Here is a 25,094-nt window from a genome sequence, read left to right on the forward strand (position 1 = left end):
CCCGACGAACCTTCCCGGTCGGAGTCCTGGGTTCGTCTTCAAACGGATCTTGTCCGGAGTGGAAACGACGCGAGACTGACCACTGCTTCGTACGAGGGGGAGGTCTTTTCGTATCTGGCGGAGATTCCACGGAAGCCCTTGAGGCGGTTGAAGCAGCACTCAACGATGTTGCGTCGTCGGTGGATCTCCCGGTCGAGTCCTGGTGGTCAACCACCGCGACGGCCGCGGTTGTGCCGGTGACACCGCTGGTCGGCCTTCTCCGGGACGGTGTGTGCGATGCCGCGTTACGCAGGTAGGCGCGGAAGCCTCGGGAGCTGTAGGCCTTGTCCGCGATGACCTGATCAAACCTGCAGTGTGGCCGGCCCGGGCCGGTCCGCAGGAGGCGGATGCGTTCCGGGAGGGGGCGTGCGCAGAGACCGTCGTGGCGTCGGCCCGGTGTCGGCGGGATCGCGAGGGGACGACCGCGGCCATCGCCGGCGAGGTGAATTTTGGTGCTCAGCCCGACGCGGGACCGGCCCAGGGCTTGATCGTCCAATTCGTCCTACCGGTGCCGTCCCATTTTTTCGTCCGGTGATTGATGGACGGTTTCAAGGGCTGTGTCCGCCTCATTTGTAGTGACCGACTCGGGCGTGGTGTTGTCGTCGGCGACGCCATGTCGACCAGTGCAGGATGTGCTCGACCGGGGTGGGACGGCGGTCCGTGAGACGAATGATCAAGCATCTGATCTCGGCGAGACTGAGGTGGATGAGCTGGGAGGATCCGTTTCTGCTTTCTCCGTATCCGGTGCCGCGTCAGACAACGTTCGCCCCGTTGTCGGTTGATGATGCCAGCCCGTGCTGAGCGGCCCGGTCTACTCGGCGTCGAGCTGGTGGTCGGCCCAGACGTAGCTTTCGGGCAGCAAGTCGGTGATGGGGGACGGTTCGGACGCGGTCGCCTTCGCCAACGATGACCTTGAGGGCGGGGAAGTAGTCGAGAAGGACCTGACGGCACCGACCACACGGGGGAACAACTCCCCGGTCGCGGTCGCCCACAGCGACGACCGTGCCCAGGTCGTAGGCGCCCTGGGCGGCTGCCGCACCGATGAGGACCAGCTCCGCGCATGGTCCTCCCGTGAAGTGGTAGGCGTTCACCGCGGTGACAATCCGGCCGTCCCGGGCGCGGGCCGCGGCTGCCACGGTGTGGTTGTCGCCCCGGCAGCGAGTGCGAGCCACGTGCGCCGCGGCTTGGATGAGTTCGTGATCGACGTGGTGGGTCTGCGTGGTCATCTTCTCCGCCTTCGTCAGGTGTCAGGCGACGTTGATCCGGTCGAAGCCGTCGGCGTTGAAGTTGTGGATCACGTCCCGGACCCGGTCGGAGCTGATGAAGGTCACCTCGGCGCGCTTCGCCCCAGGCATGCCCTGCGCGGACGGCAAGACCATCTGGTCCCGTCGTCGCGAGCAATGCTCAGGACTTGTGGATCAGCTCCTCGGGGTCAGACGCGCAGAGCGTACCTTCCCGAGTGAGTGATCAGTAAGTCACCGAGTAGACCCGCGTTCGCAGCGCGGATCGGGAAGGCACGCCCCGTGCTCAGCGTAATGAACGCCGATGGTTCGACCGAGACCGGTTCCCTGATCGACGAGATCGTCCGCGAGGGCGCCCGCCGCATGCTGACCGCTGCGCTCGAGGCCGAAGTAAACCAGTACATAGCCGAGTTGACTGCTGAGACGGATGAGGCCGGGCGCCGCCCGGTCGTCCGCAACAGCCACCACCGGCCCCGCACCGTGACCACCGCCACAGGTCCTGTCGAGGTCACTGCCCCGCGCGTGAACGACAAGCGGGTGGACACGGCCACCGAAGAGCGGATGCGGTTCTCCTCGAGAGTCCTGCCGCCGTGGTGCCGCAAGTCGCCCAAGGTCAGCGAGGTCCTGCCGCTGCTTTACCTGCACGGTCTGTCCTCGGGGGACTTCATGCCCGCGCTGGAGCAGTTCCTCTGCTCAGCGGCCGCCCTGTCCCCGGCCACCGTGACCCGGCTGACGAAGCAGTGGCAGGACGACCACGCCGCCTTCCAGCAGCACGATCTCGCCGACAGCGATTACGTGTACGTGTGGGCGGACGGGGTGCACCCCAAGGTCCGGCTCGGGCAAGCACACTCCTGCGTCCTGGTGCTGACAGCTTGTGGATTGTGCAGGTTGATAGGTTCGGTTCGACTTGAGTGATCACGACTGAGGGAATGGAACGTGACCGGTGCGGCCAACCTGCGTCAGACACTACGGAACATTGAGGTCTTCGCCGGCGAGCTTCCCGGGTTCGACCCATCGATTGCGCCGGACACACCGTTCGAGCTGTTCACCGAGTGGTTGCTCAAGGCGTTGAGCATCGGGGTGCAGGAGCCGCATGCCATGACGCTGGCCACGGCAGACGCCAGCGGTGATCCGACCGCCCGCGTACTCATCCTCAAGGACGTGAGCCCCGAGGGCTGGCAGTTCGCCTCGGACGCGAGCAGCCTCAAGGGCCACGACCTCGCTGCCCGCCCCTATGCGGCGCTGACCTTCTACTGGGCACCGCTCGCCCGCCAGGTTCGAGTGCGTGGACCGGTTGTGCGAGAGACCCCTGAACTGTGCGCTGCGGACTTCCTCGCCCGCAGTGCGGGGGCACGGGCGGAAGCCCTGCTCGGTCGGCAATCGCAACCGCTCGCGGACCTGGCCGAGAGGGATGCGCAGGTGGAGGCATCGCTCACGCGGATCAAGAGCGAGCCGGACCTCGTGGCACCAGGTTGGACGCTGTATTCAGTGCGTCCGGAGTCGGTGGAGTTCTGGCAGGGCGACAAGCAACGTCGCCACACCCGGCTCGTCTACCTGTCTTCACCGGACGGGTGGACCAAACAGATGCTGTGGCCTTGATTCCTGCCTGATCCACAAGTATTGACAATTACTCTCCCGTCGCCAGGTCACCACCGAGCCGGTGCCTCTATGGATAATCCGCAACAGGCGCTGGGGACTCCTGAAGATCGTGCGGTGGCCGCGGGCCACACGGCCGCACTCCCGTCCGCGCGGATACCGTCGCCGGCCGCCTGCCCGCCACAGCCTGGCAACGGCGCAGTGCCGGAAATGGCGCGAAAGGCCCGTGCTACTACGATTGGGCCTGGATCCACATCGGCACGGGCCGTCATCGGCACCTGCTCGTCCGCCGCAACCGGTCCACCGGCGAACTCGCCTTCTACCTGTGCTGGTCACCCACCAACGTGCCCCTGTCCGAACTGGTCCGCGTCGCCGGTGTCCGCTGGAGCGTCGAGGAGTGCTTCCAGGCCGCCAAGGGCCAGGTCGGACTCGACCACTACCAGGTCAGGCACTGGACCTCATGGCACCGGCACATCACGCTCGCCATGCTCGCCCTGGCCTTCCTGACCGCCCTCGCCGCCGACGCGGCACCGCAGTGGCCGGCCGATGCGCACCACCCCGCCCGCAGCCCCGATCCCATCACGCTGACCGTCCCGGAAATCCAGCCACCTACTCGCCGCTTTCAACCCACCGGCCGTGACAGCGCCCAGGCTGCTGCACTGGTCCAACTGGCGCAGACGCCACCAGGCAACAGCCCGACGCAGCCACTACAGACGACGGACCGCCGACGAACCCGCTGGATAGATCACAAGTTCGCACTGGAGTACTAGGGTGCATACGTTCGTGGCCAGTGAGTGACACCTGACAACCCGCTCCCCTTCAACGACCACTGCGGAAGCCCTCCTTGATGTCGATTGACCGCAAGTTATGTTTTTCACCTCGCCACCCGAGGGTCGAAACAACGTTCATGGCAGAAGCCGCCACCCTGCGTCGCGCTGTTCTCGTCTGGCTGCTTCCGGTGCTGTGGACTATTGCCCTCGGCCTGTGGGGGCTGTCGCGGGAGGACAGTGTATGGCGGGACGAGGCCGCGACCTGGCAGGTAGCCCGACGCTCCACGGTTGAGATCTGGCACATGCTGGGCAACGTCGACGTCGTGCACGGGTGCTACTACCTGCTGATGCACATGCTGTTCGACTGCTTCGGGCCCAGCACCACAACCCTGCGGCTGCCCTCAGTGCTAGCCACGGGGATCGCGGCGGCTTGCGTGGCAGTCATCGGTCACAGGCTGGCCGGCGTGTGGGTGGGCTTGGCGGGAGGGATGGCGTTCGGGCTGCTGCCTGCTGTGCAGTTCTACCTCCAAGAGGGTCGGCCCTATGCAGTGGTCGCAGCCGGTGCCGGGATCTCCACATTGCTCCTCGTGACCGCGCTCCAGGGGCGTGTCCGGACGCTGTGCTGGGCTGCATACGGCAGCACTATTCTGCTGATGGGGCTGCTGAACTGGCTCTCGCTCATGATCCTCTTGGCACACTTGGCAACTCTCCTGTGGACACGAGCCGGGCGCGAAGTCTGGACACGCTGGACGACAGCCTCCGCGGCCGCCACGGCCTGTGTGCTGCCGTTGATCCTCTTCAGCCGAGGTCAGTCCGCACAGGTGTCATGGATACCGCCGCTGTCCTGGCGCATGTTGATCGGCCCTGCGGTTCTGCTGGCTATCGGTGGCGTCGGCGCACTACTGGATCGGCCCCGAGCAGGCCGGCTGTCGGTGGCTGCCGTCGGGTTGCCGCTGCTGGCGGTGCCGCAGATAGGCCTCATCGCTCTTTCCCTGCTCCAGCCGTTGTTCCTGGACCGGTACATCCTCTACAGCATGCTGGGGCTGGCACTGCTGATCGGCACTGCCATCGGCTCGGCGATACAGGCAGTCAGGCCCCGGCTCCCGAGAGCGTCGAAGGGGATTCTCCCCGCAGTGGTCGTCGCAGCGATGGTGGCACTGCTGCCGCAGTCACTGGCCAAGCGCTCCCCGGCAAGCAGGGTGGACGACGTCCTGGCGACAGCGTCGGACGTGCGGCGGATGAAAGAGACCGGGAGTGCGGTGCTCTTCATCCCGTCGGCGCGTAGGGACACCAAGTCCGTCTCGCCGAATGCCTTTGCCGGGCTGCGAGACATAGCTCTCGTGGAGAGCCCGGAGAGGTCCGAGACCCTGAAAGGTGTGGAGGCAAGCCCGGATCACATACGTGCTGCGATGCTGGCCCAGCAACGGATACTGCTGGTGACGGACGCAACGCAGGTGGCGAAACCGGTGACGGCCGAGCGGGACAAGACGAAGACCGCCGTGCTGAAGAAGTACTTCACGCCGGTGGCTGACGAGCAGGCCCGTGGTCGCCGGGTGACGGTGTACCAGCGGCTTGCGACAGCTCATTGACCGGCGATGCAAGGCCACCTTCGAGCTCGTAACCGGACAGGGCTGCGCGGACCCGCCACCTGGGCGGCCTTCAGGTGTCAATGATCAGCACCGAGTTCCAGCAGTCCGCACACAGTCCGTAAGGCACCCGATCAAGACCGTCCCACCCCATCGCCAGCAATCACCAAAATGCCACCTTGCGTCAGGGGCGACAGTAGCCGTCTCCATTCCCAGTCACGCCTGACGCGAGATCACGAACCAGACTGGAGCACTAGGAGCACCAGAGGGCCACAACCTGCCTGGGCAGCGGGCGCATCACGCCCGACCCGCGGAAACCCGCACATCAGATATGGAAAAGCGACGGCTCCTCACCCAAGGGAAGGGATTCGGGTTCACGGGGTTGCAACCGCTCCCATCCGCCTGTGCCGAGGCGAGCACCATGGTGCTGCTCGCTTCAACGAACAGAGCCACCGCCTCACCTCAAAGGTGTGAGGCCGGAAAAAGGGGCGACCAATAAGTGGAGCAGACCCACTCGAGGCGAGGAGCGTGCGCGTATGGGAACCGTCGTTCACGTTCCGCAGACTCGGGACATGATCGGGGACGAACTCTCCGGTGACGAGGCGTTCGCCGCGCTGCGGCACTACGGAAGCCTGCGGCTGCTCACCGACTCCTTCGCCCGCTTCCGCTACGCGGACGGGTTCACCAACGCCCGGGCGCTCGCCTTCCAAGTCGTCCTCGGTCTGGTGCCGTGCACCGTGGCGTTGGTGGGTCTGGCGACCTCGGTGCACACCGAGAGTGTGGGCCGGGTCATCGAACTCACCCTCGGCCGGATCGTGCCCGGCGCCAGCGCCGGCCTCGTCCAGGACGCCTTCGACGGGACGCGGCGCAATGCCCACCGCGACCTCGGGGCCACGCTGGCCCTGTGGCTCGGTCTGGGCTTCGCCCTGCTGAACCTCGCCTCGGCCATGGGCCAGATCGAGCGGGGCGCCAACCGCATCTACGGCATCGAGCGCGATCGCCCTTTCCCTCATAAATACGGCAGGGCCATCCTCCTCGCGTTCACGGCCGGTCTGCCGCTGGTGCTCGGTTTCGTCGTGCTCGTCGCCGGCGACGCCGTCGGCGACGCGGTGGCCCGCGTGGCCGGGCAGCCGGGTAGTGACACGGGGTGGTGGGGCGCGCTCGACCTGCCGGTGGGGCTGGCGCTGGCGTGGGCCGCCTCCGCGGTGATCTTCCGTTGGTCGCCCCGACGGGCCCAGCCCGGCTACACGTGGCTGGCTTTCGGTTCAGCCGTTCATCTCCTGCTGTGGGTCGCGGCGACGTGGCTGCTCGCGCTCTACGTCGAGGGGAGCGGCGCGTTCGGCGCCCTGTACGGGCCGCTCACCGCCTTCGTCGCCCTGCTGCTGTGGGCCAACCTCACCGCCGTCGCTCTCTTCCTCGGCATCGCGTTCGCGGCCCAGTTGGAGGCGGCGCGTGCCGGTATCGACACCGCAGTACGGTCGGACCCCGGGCCGGGCCGCTGACCGTCGAGGAGGACACGCCGCGTCGGTACGAGACACGCCGTTGCCGTGTTGTCCGTTCTGCAGCCCTTGCCACGGCGGCCCGCCTACCACCATGTCCCCCACTCAGCCCGCGCGGCCCCTCCCCCATATGACGAACACACCGCTGAGCTTGTTGTTTAACCATGCGCGTCACCCGACCTGCTGAGATTTTCCGTTTCTGGGATCGTGAGACGCGGCCGTTCCTTCGCGCTTCGATGCGTCGAGTCACGGAGCGTGAAGGAACAGTCGTTGAGATGAGTCTCCTTGCCGAGGCCCCGCCGTCGAAACGTTGGGCATCCTGTCCCGCTTTCGGGTTGAATTCTACGACTGTCTGTACTCCCGTTCGGACGCACTCTTCGAACTGACCGACGCGATTCTCTGCGCGGACAGCCCGGTGAAGTCGCTGGTCGAGTTGACGCCGGCGGCCGAGCACCAGCGTGAACAAGGCGCGTGCCCGCGGAGCCGACATTGAGGGAGAGTTCGAGCGGATCGGCCGCGCCGCGGTCGGCCACGGGACCATGGACGACGACTCCGCACACGACAGGGCCATGGGGTTCATCCGGCGGACGGGTGTCACCTGTTTCAGCCCGGATGTGGGCACCCTGCACGGCGACTACACCGAGCCGTCCACGATCCACACTCGGAGAATCGTCCGGCTGGCCTCGGCCTCCGGAGTTCCTCAAGTGCTGCACGGAGCAAGCGGCATCCCTCCGAAAACGCTGCGCGAGGTGCTGGAACTGAGGGTGTCGAAGGTCAACTTCTGGACTGTTCAGCAGTACGCGGCCACCCTGCGTATCTCCGGCGGGCTGGAACGGCTCGACAGCCTGCGGTCCGATCCCACGTTCCGCTCCGTCTTCCCGCTGTCGGCCACACACGACGAGTGGCTGCGAACCATCCGTGCATGGCATCGTCGGAAGACCGAGATCTACATCGAACTGATACACCGCGGCCGACTGACCGTCCGACCGGGTGTGCGCCGCCTGGCGACGGAGGCGGCGGCCGGAGGACGGCAGCTGGCTGTCGCCTCCGCAGGTGCGGAGGAATCCGTACGAGCTGTCCTCGTCTCGGTCATGGGTCGCGTGCTGAGTAGTCGGTTCACGGTGATCCCGGGAAACGGCACGGCCAAGAAGCCCGCACCCGACATCTACACCTGTGCGGTCACGGAGCTCGGCAGGCACCCCAAGGAGTGCGTGGTTGTCGAGGACAACCGCAACGGACTGCTCGCCGCGGAAGGAGCCGGTATCCCCTGCCTGGTCACCCCGACCGCCGTGTCCCGGGACCACTTCTTCGACGAGGCCGAGCTGGTGATGTCGAGCCTCGGAGATCCCGGCGGCGAGCAGGCACGGAGGTAGGGAGGGCGCAGTTCTCTCGCCCCCGAGGGTCATGTGCGGCTCGCCGACCTGGCCCAGTCGATCACACAGTCCACATCACGACGGGAGACGGGACACCATGTCTGACAGGTCGGCCTTCACGACACCCCTCGCTGCCAAGACCCTCCTCGTACTGGGGCTCGGCAACCTTGGCTCGTACGCCCTGGCCATGCTCATCCGGCGTCCCACCGGACCTCGGCTCGTCGTCGCCGGACGCGACGGCGACGCGGTGACGAAACGGGCGAACCTTTCCCGTCTCACGGCCGCCCAGCTCGGCTTCCACCGGACGTTCGGCACCGCGGTGATCGACCTCACCGATGTCACCGCCACCACCACCACCCGGACATTGGCCGATCTGCGCCCGGACATCGTGTTCACCACCGCCAGCAAGCAGGTTTGGTGGGTGGTGAATTCCCTACCGGAACCACTGCGGGAGGAACTCTCCCAGGCCCAGTTCGGACCCTGGCTGCCCATGCATCTCGCGCCTCTGCTCCAGTTGATGCAGGCGGTCAGGATGTCGGGGATCGACACCACGGTGGTCAACGCCGCCTTCCCCGACGCATCGCATCCCGCGCTGGCCGGCGCGGGTCTCGCTCCCCTCGTCGGCATCGGCAACGTTGCCAACCCCCTGCCTGCTCTCCGCCACGCGGCAGCCGACCTGCTGACGGAGCCGGTGGACAACGTGTCCGTGAGGCTGGTCACCGCTCACTACGCCAGCACCCGGCTGCCCCGCCTCGGCCACTCCGGCGGCGCACCCTATGCCCTGTCCGTCATGGTCGGAGACAAGGACGTGACAGCGTCCCTCGACACCGCACAGATTGCCGCCCGCTCTGCGGCAGACCACACGCGCCATGGGGGACCCCTGGGCGGGATGCTGACAGCGGCCTCAGCCGTCACGGTCCTGGACAGCCTGCTGGGCGAGGAGGAACGCCTGGTCCACACACCCGGCCCGCTTGGTCTGCCGGGCGGATACCCGGTGCTGGCCTGCGAGCGGGGGGGCACTCTCGCCCTGCCCGAGGGGATGTCGGAGCAGGCAGCACGCCGGATCAACGAGGAGGGCCTCGCCCACGACGGCATCGCGCGGATCGAGTCCGACGGGACTGTGCGGTTCACGGACCACCACCATCAGGTGATGCGCGAGGTCATAGGATACGACTGCCCCGTGCTACCGCTGTCAGATGTCCTCGACCGCGCCGACGAGCTCGGTCGCCGATTCGCCGAGTTGCGGCGCGGCCTCGGCTGATGGCCGGACAGCGACACGCCTCCAGCGGGGGCGGCAAGCGCATCGTCATCGTCGGCGGCGGGCCCACCGCAGTGGCTGCTCTGACACATCTGGGATCCGTCTCCGGCATCGACGAGGTGACCATCGCCTCCTGGAACGAGATCGGACTCACCCAGCCCTTCTCCCCCGGCGACACCCGGTTCATCTGCAACACCTCACTCGACGTCACCTCGCTGGATCCCGACGGCCCGTCAGACCTCCTGAGGTATCTGGCCGGCCGAGGCTGGCCCGTCCACCGGGACGACTTCATTCCCCGCTACCTGGTGGGCAGCTACGCCCGGGAGCGGTACCTGGCCGCACGGGACTCCATGAGCCGGGCGGGTGTCCGAGTACGGCATCAGCGCGACGAGGTGCGCTCCGTCGTCGGCGAGCTCGGGGCGTACCGGCTCGCCCTTGCCTCGGGCCGGGTGCTGTCGGCGGGCGATGTGCTGTTGTGCACGGGCAGTGGAAGTCCGTTCGTCCCACCGGTCCTGCAGGAGCACGTCGACTCCATCGGGGTCACGGTTCTGCCTGCCTCGCCTGCCGAGCTCCGTGCCGTTCCGGCAGGTGCCCGGGTCCTGTTACTCGGCAGCAAACTCAGTGCAGTGGACACGGCGTTGATTCTCTGTCCCCGGGGCTGTCAGGTCGTCATGGCATCGCCTTCAGGGCAACTCCCGGCAGTCCGAACCCGGTTGACCCGACAACCTGCTCACGGGTTCGCCGTCCAATGGCAGGACAGAGCGGGGTGGGCCACAGAGACGGACATACGCCGGACGGCCCGCGAGCTGCTGCGCGCAGCACGCGCCGGAGCGGACGGCCCGTCCGGACTCATACCCGGGAGACATCTGCACGCCCTGGCACGGCTCCGGACCGAAACGGAGCGGACTGCCGCCGGGAAAGTACCGTGGCAGGACGTGATCGCCGAGGTCATCGATGCGATGAACACCGTGCTGCCCCACTGGCCCGCTCCCGATCGGCAGCGCATCCTCGCCCTGCACCGGAAGGCGGTCTCCCGGTACGTGTCGGCGATCCCCGAGCGCAATGCACGGCTGCTACTGCACTACGCGGACGCCGGCCTGCTTTCCCTGGCCGGGCTGTGTCCGGAACGGATCGATCAGGAACCAGGCGGAGGCTGGCGTGTCAAGTGGCAGGACGGTAGCGCTTCCCGGTTCGATCACGTCGTGTCCGCCGCCGGACACCGCAGGCCGACGCACACCGTCACCGCGTCCGGTGGCTCCGCCTCGACCGGGGGGAGCCACCGGACGAGTCTCCCGTACGGGTCCGCGCCGACCTCCGGCTGGAACGCGGCGCCGACCGTCCACCCGAGCGCATTTGGGCACTTGGTTCCGCGGCCTGTTCTGTGTTCCCCGTCGTTAATTACCTGCGAGCCGCGGCACAACATGCCCATTATGTGGCTCGCCAACTGGCAGAGGAGAACCCAGCGTGATCTCACTCGTCGACCCGGTCTCCACCGGAGTGGAACTCGCCCGGGCGTTTCGCGAGGAAGGAGCCGACTGCGTCCATGTCTACGCCGCCGAGCGGAAGGCAGCATACGACGACGATCCGGCTCCGCACCGGGTCTTGCATCACGATCTGGACGCCACGGAACGGGAACTGCGGAAACTGGGTGTCCGGACGATCATGGCAGCCAGCGAGTTCGGCGTGACGCTGGCGGACGAGCTTGCGGAACGGCTCGGTCTGCCGCACCACGACCCGGCCTTGCGGGCCGCGCGGCGCGACAAGGATCTGATGATGCAGGCGCTGCAGGCCGCGGGTGTGTCCTGCCTTGATTCGGAGTCGGTGTCCACCGCCGCCGCGCTGGCCGGCTTCCTCGACGGCGCCCCGGCATATCCGCTCGTGGTCAAGCCCCGTAACAGCGCGGGCACCGACGGCTGCACAGTATGTCCGGACCGGGCAGCAGCGGAAGCCGCGTTCACCCGGGTCATCGGTGAACGCAACCTGATCGGCGAAGTGAACGAGAGCGTGCTGGTGCAGGAGTTCCTGGCCGGCAACCAGTACGTCGTCAACACGGTGAGCATGGCCGGCCGGCATCTCCTCACCGAGGTCTACGGCGAACGCATCGACCGGATCGACGGCGTCCCGGTCCTGAGGCACATGCTCTCCCTGCGGGCGCTCTGCCCGGGCGAACAGGAAGTGGTGGACTACACCTTCGCCTGCCTCGACGCGCTGGGCATCAAGGAGGGGGCCGCTCATACCGAGGTGATGCTGACGCCCGCCGGACCACGGCTCGTCGAGGTCAACTCCCGCGTGATGGGCCCCTGTCTGGATCCGGATCCGTACCACGCGGCCTTCGGGTACAGCCACCAGCACCTCGTGGTCGAACGCTTCCTGCGACCGGCGGAATTCGAGCACCGCTTCACCCTCGGGTACCAGCCCGCGGCTGCTGTCGCGAAGGTGTACCTCCGGCCTGCGGGAGAGGGAATACTGCGGTCCGTCGGCGGACTGCGGATCCTGCGGCGGATGCCCGGATTTCACAGTGTGGCACGGCTGCCGGAGATCGGACTGCCGGTGCCGGACCGGTACCTGACCACAGGCGCGAGCGGTATCGCGTTCCTCGTCCACGAGGACACTGCGCTCCTGGAGCATGTACTGGAGTCGCTTCACGAATTGGAGGACGCCGGAGAATTCTACCGCCTCGAGGAGCCTGGGCAGCGGTGAACGCCATCCTGATGATCTCCGTCTCGGTGCTGATGCAGGCCGCGACACTTGGCTCACTCACCGGGCGGCTGACCCCGACCGGCAGTCTGGCCCTGTCCTGCATCGGTTTCGCGGCCAGTGCAGTGATCTTCAATGCGGTGCTCATGCTCAGGGGCAGGGGGCTCGGCGGGCGGGACCGGCACCGGGCCCGCCGTCGCTCCGGCACAGCCCGGTTGACCCTGCTCATGAACCTGCTCACAGCCGTAACCTTCCTTTCCTTCTACCTCGCGATCTCCCAGATTCCCTCCGCACTCGCCAGCACGGTGGAGACGGCCATGGGCCCGGTCGCGGTGCTGTTGATCGGGGCGGCAGCGCACCGTCGGCGGCCGACCCAGGGCGCTATGGCCGGCGCGCTCCTGTTGGTGCTTCTGGGACTGGCCCTCGCCTGGCGGCTCGCACCGGTGCGGTCCGGGCCGCCAGGGTCGCTGTGGGCCACGGTGGGCGCGCTGCTGCTCGTCGTGGTAGCGGGCTTCGGCGCGGCCGGCCTCGCACTGGTCTCATCGGCGCTGGGCAGGGCGGGCGTCGGTCCCACGGAGACCACAGCCCGCCGCTTCCACCTGACCTACGCAATCGCAGGACTGCTGCTCCTACGCGACGGGAACTGGGCGGACACCGGCCTCCACCCGGCTCTACTGGCCGGGGCGGCGGTCTGCGCGGTGACGGTGCCACTGTTCCTTCTGCAGATCGGGCTGCAGCGGGCCGACCCACTGGTGTCCATGACCCTGCTGACCGCCTTGCCCGGTACGACGTACCTCGTGGAAGTCGCCTGGGGCGGCCCCTTCGACTGGACGACACTTCTCCTGATCACGTCGATCACGGCCATTGCCGTGGCCCGGACGCTCAGGAAAGCCCGCCGCCCGGCTGAGCCCCGCGGCCTCGATGCAGCCGGCACCGGACAGCCGCGGCCCGTGCGGCCGGATGGAGGCGCTGTCACGTTGGCTGACCGGGTGGAACGATCTTCGGGTTGATCGTGGTGGAGGGGGCAGGCCGTGGGCAGTACGCCGCCGTCGTACCAGGGGCACCGGCACCCGGTCGAGACCCTCTCCCACGGCGTGTGGCTGCACTTGCGCTTCCCGTTGTCGTTCCCTGAGGTGGAGATGCTGATGCCGCACGCGGCGTCAGCATCTCCTACAGGGCCATCCGCCGCCGGTCCGCCAAGTTCGGCCAGACCTACGCGAACGGACTGCGCCGCCACCGGCCCCGGCCCCGGGGACACGTGGCACCTGGACAAGGTCTTCATGAAGATCAATGGGGAGCAGAAGTACCTGTGACGGGCCGTCGGCCAGGACGGCAACGTGCTCGACACCCTCCCGCGGAGCCGCCGGGACAGGGATGCCGCAGGCCGCTTCTTCCGCTGCCCGAAGCGGAAGCCCTGGACGGTGCCCAGGGTGATCGTCACCGACAAGCCCTGTTCCCATGGCACCGTCCCACCTCCAGGTCATGCCCGGGGCCGAGCACCGCTCGCACAAGGGCCTCAACAACCAGGCCGAGAACTGCCACCAGCCCACCCGCCGGCGCGAACGCGCGGGCAAGGGCCTCCGCGGCATTGGTGGAGCACGTCTGTTCCTGGCCGTGTTCAGCGGCATCTCACCCCCCTCTTCCGGCCCCGCCGCCACCCGATGAGACCCCCCGACCACCGAGCCGAGACGACCATCCGCTTCGCCGTCCGGGAGCAGATCACCGGCGCCGCCGACCGGTCCACCACGGCCCGGCCTCAGGCCCGAAGCGCAAGCCCACCACGCCCCGACGTGCCATCAGGCACTCACACGCCCAACAACGTGACAGCGTCTGCTGAGAGGTCGTTTCCCCCGTTGTTTCATCCAGGAATGGCTGTTTGATCCTGTGGTGTCGGGTCGCACCGGGAGAGGGTGGCTTCGCCGGTGAGGCGGCGGGCCATGAGGTCGGTCGTGGCGGGGTGCATCACGGCTTCGGAGCGGGTGGGCAGGGTTTCGTAGTCGCGGGCCGGCGGTGGTGGAACATCAGGCCCCCGTAGGTCCGTTCCACGGTCCAGCGTTTCGGCAGCGGGGTAAATCCCCTGGTCCCCGGAACACACTGGACGATTTCCATGTCGATGCCGAGTCGGGCGGCGTGCTCGACGAGGTGCTGGCGGTAGCCGCCGTCGGCCCAGGTCTTGCGGTCGGTGGGATGCTCCGCGGCGACTCGCTCGATGAGCGTCCGGCCGGCGTCGGAGGCCTGCACGCTCGCGGCGGTGACCAGCACCGCCAGCAGCAGTTTGAGGGTGTCGGTGCGGCGGGCGCGGCACCGCCGAACGTACGGCCTGACGGCTCAGCGGCCGCCGGACCCCGGACCCCCACTCTGCAGCCGGTCCTTGCCGACCGGAAAGAGTGGAGTCCAGGGCAGTGCGGTGCGCCAGCTGTCGCCGCCGCGCATCCAGTCCCCGATGACCTCGGCCACCGGCTCGGGCCCGACGAGGTCCCCCTGCCACGGCACATGCGCCTCGAAGTGCAGGTGGTCGCCGCCCTCGCGGTACTCGACCTGGTAGCTGAAGTCATCGTTCAGGTGGACCTGCATGAAGTGCTGGTCGACCGGTTCCCTGTCGGTCCGCTCGACGATCACGAACGGGTGCGACAGATTCATGTCGGCGAGCAGGTCGTGGACGGCCACCTCCGACGGGTCGTCGATGGACGTCCCGCCGGCTTCGGTGGCCCGGATCAACGGCTTGGTCATGCAGGCAACGGTAAAGGCGCGGTCCGGCAGTCCGTCCGCTCGGTCGGCCAGTTCCAGTGCCAGGGCCTCCTCGGCCGCACCTAGAGCGTGCCTCTTTGATGGGCTGGTCGGTTGATCGGATGCGTCTGTCCGGTTAGTGATCACTGATGCGATGTGGGACAGGATCGAGCCGCTGATGCCGACCGATCCGGTCCGTGGACGGCGGTGGGCCGTCCACCGCCGCACCCTGGAGGCCATCGCCTGGAAGTACCGCACGTGCTCGCCCTGGCGGGACCTCCCTCACGAACTCGGCGCATTCCAGACCGCACGCAAACGGCTGATCGGGTGGGCTGCCGACGGCACCTGGCAACAGATCTTCGCTGCCGTCCAATCCGCCGGCATCCTCGCCGCCGAGGCATCCGGGCCGTCATCCCGCAGCCCTCTGGCCAGATCGGGCACCGCCTGCGGCGAGGCCGGACAGGCGGTCGTCCACCCAGCTTCGACGCGGAGGCATACAAGCAGCGCAATGCCGTTGAGCGGTGCATCAACCGTCTCAAGCAGTGGCGCGGCGGCCTGGGCTTCGACCGGCTGCTCGGTGAGCCCGACGGGCTGGGCGGCTTTGGCGCAGGGGCCGTCGTGCCCAGGCTGCTCGGACGACTCGGCCCGGTGGCGGACGACCGCCGAGACCGGGACGCCGTAGCCGTCAGGAGCCGGATCGTTCACCCCGGCGGCTTCGGCGACCTGCAGGATCCAGGGAACGTGGATGTGCAGATCCATCAGGTCGCGCGCTCCCCGAGCCGTCTGCTGAGCTTCCTCGGCCTCGTCGAAGAGCATGTGGCGTTCGGCCGGGAAGCGGCCGGCCGAGTACACCGCACGCACTCCGGCACGTCCCTGCTTACGTCGCGTCGATGGGCCCCGGCGCAGTTCCCGGCATCGCCGAGCGCCGCCAGTACGCGCTGGCGGCGCTCAGTGACGCCCGTTCCGCTTCAGGCGCTTGCGGTCTTCTCGAGCGCGGCGAGACCATCGGTGTAGATGCCGTGGAAAAGATCCTCGGCTTCGGCGTCGCTGACCCCTACGGGGGTGAACGTGCCGGACCATTCGATGCGCGAGGCGTGAGGGCTGCCGGGGACGGCGTGGACGCGCAGGGTGGAGAGGTAGCCGGTCACCGGGAAGGGCGCCTGTTCGATGGCGTAGGAGTAGCTGCGCGCATCGTGGTCGAAGGCCTGGAGGCGCTCGATGATGACACCGCCGTCCTGGTTGGTCAGGCGGCGCACACGGCCGCCTTCACTCAGTTCGCTCTCAGGGATGTAGGGGAGCCAGTCGGGCAGGGATCCGAAACCGCCGATGAGTCGCCAGACGCGGTCGGGGGCCTGCGGCAGGTCGAGGGATGCGGTGGTGGTGGCCATGGTGGGTGCTTTCTGTGGTGTGCTGCGGAGTGTCAGGCGGTGGGGGCGTGGGCGGCGATGAGCTTCTCGTCGCGCAGGGCGGCCCAGAAGGCGACCGGGACGCTCTCGGAGAGGGCGGCGATGTCCTCGGCGATGCGGCTGGGCCGGGTGGCGCCGGGGATGACGGCGGCCGTGGCGGGGTGGGCCAGTGCGAACTGCAGCGCTGCGGCCTTGACGCTCACACCGTGCTCGGCGGCGAGGATCTTGATCCGCTCGACCCTGGTGACGATCTCCGCCGGGGCCTGCTGGTACTCGAAGTGTCGGCCGCCGGCGAGGACACCGGAGCTGTAGGGGCCTCCGACGACCATGTCGATACCCTGCTCGGTGGCGGTGGGCAGCAGGCGCTGCAGGGCCCGGCTGTGGTCGAGGAGGGTGTAGCGGCCGGCCAGGAGGAACGCGTCGGGCCGGGGTTCGTTCAGGTCGAGGGTGAGCTCGATCGGCTCCACACGGTTGACGCCGAGGCCCCAGGCCTTGATGACGCCTTCTTCACGGAGCCGCTGCAGCACGCGGAAAGCGCCGGTGCGCGCGGTCTCGTAGACGGCCAGCCACTGGTCGCCGTGGAAGTCCTGGGCGACGTCGTGTACCCACACGATGTCGAGGCGGTCCGTCTTCAGGCGCGTGAGGCTGTCCTCGATGGAGCGCAGGGTGGCGTCCGCCGTGTAGTCGTCGATCACCTTGTTCGGGCGGCCGTATGCGAAGAGGCCGCCCTTTTCGCCCAGGTCCCGGGTGGTGGGGTCCTCCAGCTCGTCCAGGATGACGCGGCCCACTTTGGTGCTGAGCACGAACTCGTCGCGCGGTCGGTCGGCGAGAATCTCGCCCAGTCGGATCTCGGACAGGCCGGCGCCGTAGAACGGAGCGGTGTCGAAGTAGCGGATGCCCTGGTTCCAGGCGGCCTCGACGGTGGCCGCGGCCTCCTCGTCCGGGATGCTGCGGAACATGTTGCCCAGCGGTGCGGTACCGAAGCCGAGGGTGCCCGGCAGAAGGGACTTGATGCCCATGGGGAAGATCCTTCTTTTCATTGCGTGACGCAGAGTTCGTGGGGTTTTTCCGCTCTGCGGCTCTTGCTCTGTCGAGGTTAGGATCGACCGGTAAGACTGTCCAAGACTTGCTTGGACAGACTTGAGTCCCGAGAGGTCTTACATGCTTGACCTGCGCCAACTCCGGTATTTCGTGGCCGTCGCCGAAGAGGAACACGTCGGCCGGGCCGCCGAACGCCTGCACATCTCGCAGTCGCCGTTGAGCCGGCAGATCGCTCAGCTGGAGAAGAGCCTGGGCCTCACGCTGTTCGAACGCAGCCAGCAGCGCATCCGGCTCACCTCCGACGGCCGCGTCTTCCTCACCGAGGCCGCGGCCCTGCTGCGGCACGCGGACCGGCTGGAGAACCTGGGCCGACGTCTCGGCCGGGGCGAGGAGGGCGGCCTGTGTGTGGGATACGTGGGCGACGCCATGCACACCGGTCTCCTGCCCCGGGCCCTGCGGGAACTGCACGACGACCGTCCTGGCATCCACGTCGCCCTCTACGACCTGACCGCATCGCAGCAGTTCGAGGGGCTGCGCCAACGCAGCCTGGACATCGCCCTGGTCCCGCAGGCACCGCCCGAGACCGATCCGGACCTGCGTAGCGCACTCCTCCTCGAGGACCCCCTGTTCCTGGCCATGCCGACCAGCCACCCCCTCGCCGACGTGAGAGAGATCCCGCCCGGAGACCTCGACGCCCAGCCATGGGTCGCCCTGGAAGACAGCCAGGACCTCGCCTGGCGGGACGACTTCGTCGCATCCTGCGCCGCCGTCGGCTTCACCCCCGACATCCGGCTCGAGGCGCCAGACCCCCTCACCGCACTCGGCCTCGTCGCATCGGGGCTCGGCATGGCGTTCGTGCAGAAGAGCATGCTGCGCGGCCACATCCCAGGAGTCACGGTCCGCGACCTCCCCTGGTTCCAGAGATCCGTGCGCCTGTGGGCCGCCTGGCACCGGATCGATCTCCGCCCAGTCGTCGCCTCGTTCCGCTCGACCGTCCTGAGTACCGGAAACGAGGAACACGAACTCACCGGCTGAACCCCTGCGTCACGGCATCACGCTGTCACCGCCGTCCCGGCCACGCCTGGAACCACCGGTGCCGTTTCATCGGATGCTCCCGCCGGAGCGCCATCCGGACACTCCTCGGGCGGCGGAGCGAGCCAGTGGACCCACGCACGGCTTCAGGAATTCGCCGACGACCTGACGCACCGCACCCGCTGCTGCTCGCCAGGCCCGACCGTGCGCATTCGGCCGAAGAGGACAGCGCACCTGACGAATGGCGCCTTCCGCCGGAGTCGTACGGGTGCGAGTGCCAACGCCCGGCGCACCGGGACCGTCGCGGTCCGGCCGCCCCCGACAGCAACGCGCCTCCCCCCTCCCTCTCTTTGAGGGTCCTTAGTGGTCTGCGTCGCAAGTCCTTCGGGGGTTGATCAGGCTGCCAGGGCGACGGAGGATTCTTCGTGTCGGTCGGCGGTGTGCCGGTCGAGCCTGGCCAGCAGATCGTCCAGGTCGGAGGTGGTGAACTTCCACTGGAACGGCTGTGCCGTGGCGTTGTAGCGGTCTTCGAAGGATCGGAGCCGGTCTGCGACCTCGCTGAGGTCGGTGAAGTCGTTGGGCGTCACGACCTTGCGCTGCACGACGGAGAAGAAGATTTCCACCTGGTTCAGCCAGGAGGCGTGCACCGGGGTGTGGACCATGACCGCGTTCGGGAACGCGGCGGTCAGCCGGTCGACGGCCCTCTGCCCGCGGTGGGAGGAGCCGTTGTCCACGATCCAGAACACTCGCTTGGCGCTGGCGTAGGGTTCCTGGTTCATGACCTGGGTGACCAGGGCCATGAACGGGTCTATGCCGGTGGTGGGCTCGGTGCGGCCGAAGACCTGTGCGCGGTGGACGTCGTAGGCGGCCAGGTAGGCCACAGCTCCGCCACGGCCGTAGGTGTGGTTCACCCGCATCGAGCGGGCCTGGCCGGGGGCGAGGGTGGGGTGGCAGCGGCAGCGGGCCTGGATGGAGGTCTTCTCGTCTGCGCTGATCACGTACTCGTTGGCGCCGAGCGGTTCGCCTTCCCAGGTGCGGGCGTACAGGTCCAGCACGCGCTCGGCCTTGGGGCGGAAGTCGGGATCGGTGATGAAGATCCAGGACCGGTACTGCCAGGGCTTGAGCACGTCCTCGCGCAGCCAGCGGCGCACCGTGGACGCGGAGATGGTGTCGGTGATCCCGCGTGAGGTCAGCTCGGCGGCCAGCTCCGGGCAGGACCAGCGCGACAGCGGCACACCCGTCTCGGCTGGTAGCTGGCAGGCCAGCGCCTTGGTCCCGGCGATCTGCACGGGGGTGAAGCGGGCCGGGCGCCCTGAGCGTTTACGGTCGGCCAGGGCCGACAGGCCGCCGTGAGCGAACCGGCCGCGCCAAGCACGAACCGTATCCAGATGCAGGCCGGTCTCGTGTGCGATGCGCGCGTTGGAGCGTCCCCGTGCCGCGTGCAGGACGATCTGCGCACGGCACCGTAGCCGGTGCTGGGTCTTGTGGCCATAGGCCATCTTCTTCAGTCGCTCGCGCTCGGCGGCGGTCAGGACGATCGGGCAAGCCAGCGCAACGGGCATGACAGGCAGGCCGATCTGGAGAAGCGGAACACAACGGGTCGCAGCCCTCCGGGCCTGCGCCAATATCCAACAGGACTCAGCCTTCCGCGACCGCTGGCTCGATCAGGGACAGCGTCCGGTTGTCCGCGTCCACGTGTGCGCGGACGCCGATGGGCAACGGCAGGTTCGGCGAGGTGTGACCGAAGTCGACCTGTGCGAGAACCGGGATGTCACGTCGGCCCAGGACATCGAGTACCACGTCGCGTAGATCTGCGCGCTGTCCGCCACCCTCGTGAGGCGTGACCTCGGTCGGGATGCCGACCACCATGCCGGCGATCCGGTCCAGCACACCGGACAGCCGCAAGGTGTGCAGGTCGTTCCAGATCCGCGAGACCGGCCGCTGCAGCTCCTCCCAAAACAACACGGCGCCCTCGAACCGTTCGGCGGCCGGCGCGAACGGTGTCGCCTGCAGTAGGACCAGGCGGTTCAGCAAGCCGCCGAACAGTGGTCCCTGCGCGCTGCCCGGCCGCCAGGTCTCCCAAGCCTCCTTCGCCGGCAGCGCGCCCGGCGCCTCTGCCTTGGTGAGCACCCGGGTGTAGAGGTCGACGAGCTCGGAGCGATGGGCCTCGTCGCCCAGCGTGTACCAATCGCTGCCGAAACCGTGGGTGACGATGTCGGCGTGGAAGCCGACGAGGCCGGTTTGGGCGTACAACGCCATGTGCAGCAGCGAGATATCGCTGTAGCCGATGATCGGTTTCGGGTCGGCCCGGATCGCGTCCAGATCGATCAGATCGAGATAGCCGATGGTCGTCTGTCCACCGGTATGCGCGATGATGGCCCGCACCTCCGGGTCCCGGAGCAGAACATTGAGTTCGTCGGCCTGCTCCGCAGGAGTGCCCGACGCCCACCAGCGATTCTGCGCCGGGTTGACCATCGGGCTGACCCGCACGCGGAAACCCATCCGCTCGAGTATCGCCACACCGCGGGCAAGCAGTGGTTCCTCACCCGGCTCAAGCTGGCCCGAGGGCGCGGTAACGACCACGAGGTCGCCGGAACGTAGCGCGCGGGGCCGAAGGATCGCAGGCATGGGGCCTCCTTCTTGTTGATCAATAATGGCGACCAACAAGGCCCGTGCCGCCGATATTCCGCCTCACCGGCGTGATCACGCCCTGAAACCCCGGCTGGGCCCACCGGCCGCCTCCACGCGGACAACTCAGGAAGGCGGGTGCCGATGACGGGTTCATCGGCACCCCGAGGACTCCTTCGACTGTGCCTGGCAGCCCCACTTCGCCGCCCCAGACCACTAACGGACTGATGTGGAATCGGGTCCCGATGTCAACCCTCGAAGGACTTACGACGCTGACCACTTAGCCTGGTCCGGTGTGGTTCGTGCTCGTACGCACCGCGCATCTGCTGGTAGAGCCCGGCCGTCATGACGGCCGGGCTCTACCAGCAGATGCGCGGTGCGGGTCAGGTCAGGTCAGGTCACCATCGATACCAGCGGCCGCGGCCACCACCGGTGGTGGTGGAGCGCATCACGAAGCCCAGCAGCCACAGCACCAGCACGGCGAGGGCCACCCACCACAGAATCTTGACGGCGAAACCCGCACCGAAAAGGATCACCGCGAGAAGCAGAACAAGAAGCAGGGGAACCATAGTTATCGACCTCCTGCGGCTTCGTCTGCCCTGCCAATGCTCCTCCATTCCTGGATGGCTCCTTGTTTGCGAAGGAGCAGCCGGGGCACAAGCGGATTACCGCGACAGCGGCACCAAAAGATATAGAGGAGGCGTATTCCATGACTGCCGGCGAGAAGGCCCAGGCGAAGACCGAGCAGGCCGAGGGAAAGACCAAGGAGGCCCTGGGAAACGCCCTCGGTAACGACCGCATGGCCGCCGAGGGGCAGGCTCAGAAGAGCAAGGGCGACGCCCGCGAGGCCAAGGAAAAGGCCAAGGACGCCTTCAAGCACTGACGCGTTGCATTGGTCGAGGGTCTTCCCGGAAAGGATTCGGGAAGACCCTCGATTTGCTGCGGCGAGTATCATTCGCCTATCGCGCTCCGGGCGTTTGCCGTCGGCATTCACCGTCCCGGACGCATGGGAGGCCGACGAGCTGTGACCATTCGTCTCGGCGGCACGGTGACCCCGCTCCCGCGGGGCCGGCTTCCCTGGCGTACGGAGGTGACCGCTGCACGCTGCGTGCGGTCCTTGCAGGTCTTTCCCCGCCGTCCCTCTCCCCTGCCCCGGCCGGCTGCGCAGGTCCGGAACGCCGCTGGAGTCAGGACCGAGTGGCGGAGTGGCTGTCAGGGTGGAGAGGAAAGATCTGGTCGAGGCCGACGACGCGCAGCACGCGCAGTGCGCGGGGAGGGACGGCTGCGAGCGCGATGTCCGCCCAGGCGACGTGGGCGTGGTTGCGGGCCGCGATCAGGGCGGTGAGTCCGCTGGAGCCGCGAAATTCCATGGTGGCCAGGTCCAGGATGAGGCGCTGGCCCGGCTGGAGGGTGAGCGTGGTGAGCAGCTCACGGAGTTCGGCTGTCGGCTGTCGGCTGTCGGCTGTCGGCTGTCGGCGGCATGCTCGAAAAGTTCACGATCGCCACAGCACCGGCCCCGCACTGAACAGTAGGAACGATGGGCACCCCATGAACAAGACGGCAGCGGGTAAGTGAATTACGCGATACGAAAACTTGTGATGAAACGATAAGGAACGACCCACGGGAAGAATTATGGTCACCCCGCTTGAAAATCGGGCATCGGAGGAACAGGAACCCGCAGTGCCCCTGCGATACAACGCCGCCTGGAACACGGCAGGTACATCGATCGCCGAAGTCCGAGCGGCCGTACGCACACTGCTGGCCCAGGCGGGCCACGACCCCGACCACCGGCCGAGCCAAGATGCCCAACTCATCGTCAGTGAGCTGGTCACCAATGCGCTGCGTCACGCGCCCGGTCCGGGCGGCCTGGCGCTGGAAGTGGCACCCGACGCCGCCTTGCTGCGCGTCACCGTGAGTGACAGCTCCCCTCGCCCGCCCGAACTGCGAGCACACGACGCCCACCGCGTCGGCGGACACGGCCTGTGCCTGGTCGCCCAGCTGTGCGACCAGTGGCACACCATCGCCCGGGAAACCGGCAAACAGGTCGTCGCTCACTTCCACCTGCGCAAGCCCGCTGACTAGGGCGTGTTGCGAAAGTCGATCTTGATCGTGAATGATCACCTGCCGTGGGGCGTGGTGATCTGACAAACGACCAGTGGGCCCGGCTTGAACCGTTGCTGCCACTGGGCAAAAAGCCGGGCCGTCCGCCGGTGTGGACCCGGCGGCAGTTGATAGACGGCATACGGTGGCGGACCAGGACCGGTGCCCCGTGGCGCGACGTGCCGGAGCGGTACGGACCGTGGGACCGGGCCTACGACCTGTTCCGGCGCTGGCAGCGCGACGGCACCTGGAAGCGGATCTTCGAGCAGCTGCAGGCCGAGGCCGACGCGAAGGGCCTGATCACGTGGGACGTCAGCGTGGACTCCACAACCGCCCGGGCCCACCAGCATGCCGCCGGGGCGCGTAAAAAGGGGCACTGCAGAAGGAGCCTCCCGGCGGCGTCGACACCGAACCCGACGACCATGGCCTCGGACGCTCGCGCGGCGGGTTGACCACCAAACTGCACCTGGCGGTCGAGCAGGGGCAAAAGCCGCTGTCGCTGCTTGTCACCGCCGGCCAGCGACACGACAGTCCGCAGTTCCAGCCGGTCCTGGAGGGCATCCGGGTGCCCCGCATCGGTCGGGGCCGGCCGCGAACCCGGCCGGACAAGGTCCGCGCCGACAAGGCGTACGGCTCCCGCGGGAACCGCGCCTATCTGCGCAGACGTGGCATCGGCTGCACCATCCCGGAGAAGGCTGACCAGGTCCGCAACCGCAAGAAGCTCGGCTCTCGCGGCGGCCGTCCGCCGAAGTTCGACAAGGCCGATTACAAGGAGCGCCACGCGGTGGAGTGCGGGATCAATCGCCTCAAGCGCCACCGAGCCGTGGCCACCCGGTACGAGAAACTCGCCGTCCGCTACGAAGCGACCGTGCTGGTCGCAGCCATCAATGAGTGGCTGTGACCAGCACTTTCGCAACACGCCCTAGTCCGCGTCCGCGGCGGCAGCGCGGGCCCGAAGACCCGGGAGTCGCCGGCCCACCGGCGGGCAGCGGTGTGCCCGCCACGCTCGGGCACCCTCTCAGCGACCGGTGAGCATGCCTTCCCGCAACCGGGCGAGAGTGCGCGACAGCAGCCGGGAGACGTGCATCTGGGAGACGCCCAGGCGTTCGCCGATCTGGGCCTGAGTGAGTTCTTCCACGAACCGCATGTGGATGATCCGCCGGTCCCTCTCCTCGAGTTCCGCGATCAGTGGGGCCAGGGCGTGGAAGTCCTCCACCAGCTCCAGCGCCTGGTCCTGGGCGCCGATGAAGTCCTGCAGCGCCGCTTCGCCGTCCTCGCTACCGCTGATGGTGGCGTCCAGGGAGGAGGAGTTGTAGCCGTTCGCGGCGAGGCGGGCCTCCCGTACCTCTTCCTCAGGCAGGCTCATCAGCTCCGACAGTTCCTTCACCGTCGGGGTGCGGCCCAGGCGGCTGCGGAGTTCCTCGGTGGCGCGCGCGAGCTGGACGCGGGCTTCCTGGAGTCGGCGCGGAACGTGGACGGCCCAGGTGGTGTCGCGGAAGAACCGCTTGATCTCGCCGACAATGTAGGGGATGGCGAAGGAGGTGAACTCCGTCTCCCGGGAGAGGTCGAACCGGTCGATCGCCTTGATCAGGCCGATCATGCCGACCTGGACGATGTCCTCCATCTCCTCCGGCCCGCGGCTGCGGAAGCGTCCGGCCGCGAAGCGGACCAAGGACATGTTCATCTCGATCAGCGTGTTCCGCGCGTAGCTGTACCCCGGCGTGCCCTCCTCAAGTACCGCCAGCTGGTCGAAGAACAGTTTGGACAGCTCGCGGGCATCCTTCGGCGCCACCTGAGAGGGATCTGCGACCTCCGGCAACTCGTGCGCCTGCGTGTCCGTTGCCGTCACATTCGTGAGCGCCATGACATGTCCCTCCCGCCATCGAAGCCAACCGCGCTGCCAGCCGGATGCAGCCGACGCCGCCACGCGAATACCCCTTCGTCTTGCGTCTATGCCTGCGCTCGCACGAACGAAGGAGGAAGCACGCTTGCCGAGCGGCCAGGCACCCCAGGGGGATGCCTCGGCTCTCAGGACGATCCCTGTCAAGCGGGCACGTCGGAGACCGGCGGCGTCCATCGGCTGGTAGGCGGAGGTGCGTAG

Annotated in this window: 19 protein-coding genes and 10 pseudogenes; 17 read left to right on the forward strand and 12 right to left on the reverse strand. The window is 67.8% G+C overall.

What is annotated here, in order from left to right; genetic code table 11:
• Positions 1-850: 850 nt before the first annotated feature.
• Together OHB56_RS02840 and OHB56_RS02845 are read right to left on the reverse strand one after the other, a co-directional pair.
• Positions 851-1,265 (reverse strand): annotated as a pseudogene (locus OHB56_RS02840) (cytidine deaminase family protein).
• A 33-nt stretch (positions 1,266-1,298) separates the two neighbouring features.
• Positions 1,299-1,418, reverse strand: a pseudogene (locus tag OHB56_RS02845) (IS630 family transposase); the annotation flags it as partial.
• Positions 1,419-1,562: 144 nt separating this feature from the next.
• On the opposite strand from OHB56_RS02845, the pseudogene OHB56_RS02850 reads away from it, so the two are divergent.
• From OHB56_RS02850 to OHB56_RS02905, 12 genes and pseudogenes are all read left to right on the forward strand, one after another.
• Positions 1,563-2,147: pseudogene (locus tag OHB56_RS02850) on the forward strand (transposase); the annotation flags it as partial.
• Between the two features lie 69 nt (positions 2,148-2,216).
• Complete coding sequence (locus OHB56_RS02855; protein ID WP_326756665.1) at positions 2,217-2,879, forward strand: pyridoxal 5'-phosphate synthase; 663 nt, start codon at positions 2,217-2,219, stop codon at positions 2,877-2,879.
• 341 nt (positions 2,880-3,220) lie between these two features.
• Positions 3,221-3,646 carry a hypothetical protein gene (locus OHB56_RS02860; protein ID WP_326756664.1) on the forward strand — a complete coding sequence of 142 codons (426 nt, stop codon included), beginning with the start codon at positions 3,221-3,223 and terminating at the stop codon, positions 3,644-3,646.
• A 137-nt stretch (positions 3,647-3,783) separates the two neighbouring features.
• Entirely contained in the window at positions 3,784-5,235 is a 1,452-nt protein-coding gene (locus tag OHB56_RS02865; RefSeq protein ID WP_326756663.1) for a hypothetical protein, read from the forward strand.
• A gap of 533 nt (positions 5,236-5,768) precedes the next feature.
• Positions 5,769-6,734 (forward strand): YihY/virulence factor BrkB family protein, encoded by a 966-nt coding sequence (locus tag OHB56_RS02870; RefSeq protein ID WP_326756662.1) that lies wholly within the window; start codon positions 5,769-5,771, stop codon positions 6,732-6,734.
• 307 nt (positions 6,735-7,041) lie between these two features.
• Positions 7,042-7,200: pseudogene (locus OHB56_RS02875) on the forward strand (transposase); the annotation flags it as partial.
• Positions 7,190-8,104, forward strand: a complete 915-nt coding sequence (locus OHB56_RS02880; RefSeq protein WP_406351447.1) for an HAD-IA family hydrolase — start codon at positions 7,190-7,192, stop codon at positions 8,102-8,104. The pseudogene OHB56_RS02875 and the gene OHB56_RS02880, both read left to right, overlap by 11 nt.
• A 97-nt stretch (positions 8,105-8,201) precedes the next feature.
• Positions 8,202-9,365 carry a hypothetical protein gene (locus OHB56_RS02885; RefSeq protein ID WP_406351448.1) on the forward strand — a complete coding sequence of 388 codons (1,164 nt, stop codon included), beginning with the start codon at positions 8,202-8,204 and terminating at the stop codon, positions 9,363-9,365.
• Positions 9,365-9,838 (forward strand): annotated as a pseudogene (locus OHB56_RS02890) (FAD/NAD(P)-binding protein); the annotation flags it as partial. The gene OHB56_RS02885 and the pseudogene OHB56_RS02890, both read left to right, overlap by 1 nt.
• A gap of 988 nt (positions 9,839-10,826) precedes the next feature.
• Complete coding sequence (locus OHB56_RS02895; RefSeq protein WP_406351450.1) at positions 10,827-12,062, forward strand: ATP-grasp domain-containing protein; 1,236 nt, start codon at positions 10,827-10,829, stop codon at positions 12,060-12,062.
• Positions 12,059-13,069, forward strand: a complete 1,011-nt coding sequence (locus OHB56_RS02900) for a hypothetical protein (protein ID WP_406351452.1) — start codon at positions 12,059-12,061, stop codon at positions 13,067-13,069. The genes OHB56_RS02895 and OHB56_RS02900 overlap by 4 nt, the downstream gene beginning before the upstream one ends.
• A gap of 21 nt (positions 13,070-13,090) precedes the next feature.
• Positions 13,091-13,810, forward strand: a pseudogene (locus OHB56_RS02905) (IS6 family transposase); the annotation flags it as partial.
• A gap of 107 nt (positions 13,811-13,917) precedes the next feature.
• On the opposite strand, the pseudogene OHB56_RS02910 reads toward OHB56_RS02905, so the two are convergent.
• Together OHB56_RS02910 and OHB56_RS02915 are read right to left on the reverse strand one after the other, a co-directional pair.
• Positions 13,918-14,387 (reverse strand): annotated as a pseudogene (locus tag OHB56_RS02910) (transposase); the annotation flags it as partial.
• The gene (locus OHB56_RS02915; protein ID WP_406351454.1) at positions 14,388-14,789 is read right to left on the reverse strand and encodes a hypothetical protein; all 402 of its coding nucleotides are present in this window, start codon (positions 14,787-14,789) and stop codon (positions 14,388-14,390) included.
• Positions 14,790-14,940: 151 nt separating this feature from the next.
• Here OHB56_RS02915 and OHB56_RS02920 point away from each other — a divergent pair.
• Positions 14,941-15,338 (forward strand): annotated as a pseudogene (locus OHB56_RS02920) (transposase); the annotation flags it as partial.
• A 42-nt stretch (positions 15,339-15,380) separates the two neighbouring features.
• Here OHB56_RS02920 and OHB56_RS02925 read toward each other — a convergent pair.
• From OHB56_RS02925 to OHB56_RS02935, 3 genes and pseudogenes are all read right to left on the reverse strand, one after another.
• A pseudogene (locus tag OHB56_RS02925) lies at positions 15,381-15,545 on the reverse strand (fic family toxin-antitoxin system, toxin component); the annotation flags it as partial.
• Positions 15,546-15,754: 209 nt separating this feature from the next.
• Entirely contained in the window at positions 15,755-16,174 is a 420-nt protein-coding gene (locus OHB56_RS02930) for an SRPBCC family protein (protein WP_406351456.1), read from the reverse strand.
• Positions 16,175-16,206: 32 nt separating this feature from the next.
• Complete coding sequence (locus tag OHB56_RS02935) at positions 16,207-17,211, reverse strand: aldo/keto reductase (RefSeq protein ID WP_406351457.1); 1,005 nt, start codon at positions 17,209-17,211, stop codon at positions 16,207-16,209.
• 142 nt (positions 17,212-17,353) lie between these two features.
• On the opposite strand from OHB56_RS02935, the gene OHB56_RS02940 reads away from it, so the two are divergent.
• Complete coding sequence (locus OHB56_RS02940) at positions 17,354-18,268, forward strand: LysR substrate-binding domain-containing protein (protein ID WP_406351459.1); 915 nt, start codon at positions 17,354-17,356, stop codon at positions 18,266-18,268.
• Between the two features lie 392 nt (positions 18,269-18,660).
• Here the strand turns inward: OHB56_RS02940 and OHB56_RS02945 are convergent, their stop codons facing one another.
• From OHB56_RS02945 to OHB56_RS02955, 3 genes are all read right to left on the reverse strand, one after another.
• The gene (locus OHB56_RS02945) at positions 18,661-19,827 is read right to left on the reverse strand and encodes an IS630 family transposase (protein WP_326756838.1); all 1,167 of its coding nucleotides are present in this window, start codon (positions 19,825-19,827) and stop codon (positions 18,661-18,663) included.
• Between the two features lie 76 nt (positions 19,828-19,903).
• Entirely contained in the window at positions 19,904-20,893 is a 990-nt protein-coding gene (locus tag OHB56_RS02950; RefSeq protein ID WP_326756837.1) for a S66 peptidase family protein, read from the reverse strand.
• A gap of 398 nt (positions 20,894-21,291) precedes the next feature.
• Positions 21,292-21,462 (reverse strand): hydrophobic protein, encoded by a 171-nt coding sequence (locus OHB56_RS02955; protein ID WP_069783483.1) that lies wholly within the window; start codon positions 21,460-21,462, stop codon positions 21,292-21,294.
• Positions 21,463-21,602: 140 nt separating this feature from the next.
• On the opposite strand from OHB56_RS02955, the gene OHB56_RS02960 reads away from it, so the two are divergent.
• Positions 21,603-21,776, forward strand: a complete 174-nt coding sequence (locus tag OHB56_RS02960; RefSeq protein WP_406351462.1) for a CsbD family protein — start codon at positions 21,603-21,605, stop codon at positions 21,774-21,776.
• Positions 21,777-22,080: 304 nt separating this feature from the next.
• Here the strand turns inward: OHB56_RS02960 and OHB56_RS02965 are convergent.
• A pseudogene (locus OHB56_RS02965) lies at positions 22,081-22,332 on the reverse strand (STAS domain-containing protein); the annotation flags it as partial.
• Positions 22,333-22,573: 241 nt separating this feature from the next.
• Between OHB56_RS02965 and OHB56_RS02970 the strand changes: the two are divergent.
• Together OHB56_RS02970 and OHB56_RS02975 are read left to right on the forward strand one after the other, a co-directional pair.
• Positions 22,574-22,975 carry an ATP-binding protein gene (locus OHB56_RS02970; RefSeq protein ID WP_406351464.1) on the forward strand — a complete coding sequence of 134 codons (402 nt, stop codon included), beginning with the start codon at positions 22,574-22,576 and terminating at the stop codon, positions 22,973-22,975.
• A gap of 44 nt (positions 22,976-23,019) precedes the next feature.
• A protein-coding gene (locus tag OHB56_RS02975; protein WP_406350980.1) for an IS5 family transposase occupies positions 23,020-23,894 on the forward strand; the annotation gives its coding sequence in 2 pieces (ribosomal slippage) (positions 23,020-23,364 and positions 23,367-23,894; 873 coding nt in all).
• A gap of 117 nt (positions 23,895-24,011) precedes the next feature.
• Here OHB56_RS02975 and OHB56_RS02980 read toward each other — a convergent pair.
• On the reverse strand, positions 24,012-24,857 hold the full coding sequence (locus OHB56_RS02980; RefSeq protein ID WP_406351466.1) for an RNA polymerase sigma factor SigF: 846 nt from the start codon (positions 24,855-24,857) through the stop codon (positions 24,012-24,014).
• Positions 24,858-25,094: the final 237 nt, after the last annotated feature.

Origin of the sequence: Streptomyces sp. NBC_01635 (genome assembly GCF_045209715.1) — a bacterium.
GTDB lineage: Bacteria > Actinomycetota > Actinomycetes > Streptomycetales > Streptomycetaceae > Streptomyces > Streptomyces hirsutus.

What these genes read in the sequence shown, in the direction of transcription:
- OHB56_RS02865 (WP_326756663.1), top strand. Translation starts at nt 3,784, where the DNA reads ATGGCAGAAGCCGCCACCCTGCGTCGCGCTGTTCTCGTCTGGCTGCTT.
- OHB56_RS02870 (WP_326756662.1), top strand. Translation starts at nt 5,769, where the DNA reads ATGGGAACCGTCGTTCACGTTCCGCAGACTCGGGACATGATCGGGGAC.
- OHB56_RS02885 (WP_406351448.1), top strand. Translation starts at nt 8,202, where the DNA reads ATGTCTGACAGGTCGGCCTTCACGACACCCCTCGCTGCCAAGACCCTC.
- OHB56_RS02915 (WP_406351454.1), bottom strand. Translation starts at nt 14,789, where the DNA reads ATGACCAAGCCGTTGATCCGGGCCACCGAAGCCGGCGGGACGTCCATC.
- OHB56_RS02930 (WP_406351456.1), bottom strand. Translation starts at nt 16,174, where the DNA reads ATGGCCACCACCACCGCATCCCTCGACCTGCCGCAGGCCCCCGACCGC.
- OHB56_RS02935 (WP_406351457.1), bottom strand. Translation starts at nt 17,211, where the DNA reads ATGGGCATCAAGTCCCTTCTGCCGGGCACCCTCGGCTTCGGTACCGCA.
- OHB56_RS02940 (WP_406351459.1), top strand. Translation starts at nt 17,354, where the DNA reads ATGCTTGACCTGCGCCAACTCCGGTATTTCGTGGCCGTCGCCGAAGAG.
- OHB56_RS02945 (WP_326756838.1), bottom strand. Translation starts at nt 19,827, where the DNA reads ATGCCCGTTGCGCTGGCTTGCCCGATCGTCCTGACCGCCGCCGAGCGC.
- OHB56_RS02950 (WP_326756837.1), bottom strand. Translation starts at nt 20,893, where the DNA reads ATGCCTGCGATCCTTCGGCCCCGCGCGCTACGTTCCGGCGACCTCGTG.
- OHB56_RS02955 (WP_069783483.1), bottom strand. Translation starts at nt 21,462, where the DNA reads ATGGTTCCCCTGCTTCTTGTTCTGCTTCTCGCGGTGATCCTTTTCGGT.
- OHB56_RS02960 (WP_406351462.1), top strand. Translation starts at nt 21,603, where the DNA reads ATGACTGCCGGCGAGAAGGCCCAGGCGAAGACCGAGCAGGCCGAGGGA.
- OHB56_RS02980 (WP_406351466.1), bottom strand. Translation starts at nt 24,857, where the DNA reads ATGGCGCTCACGAATGTGACGGCAACGGACACGCAGGCGCACGAGTTG.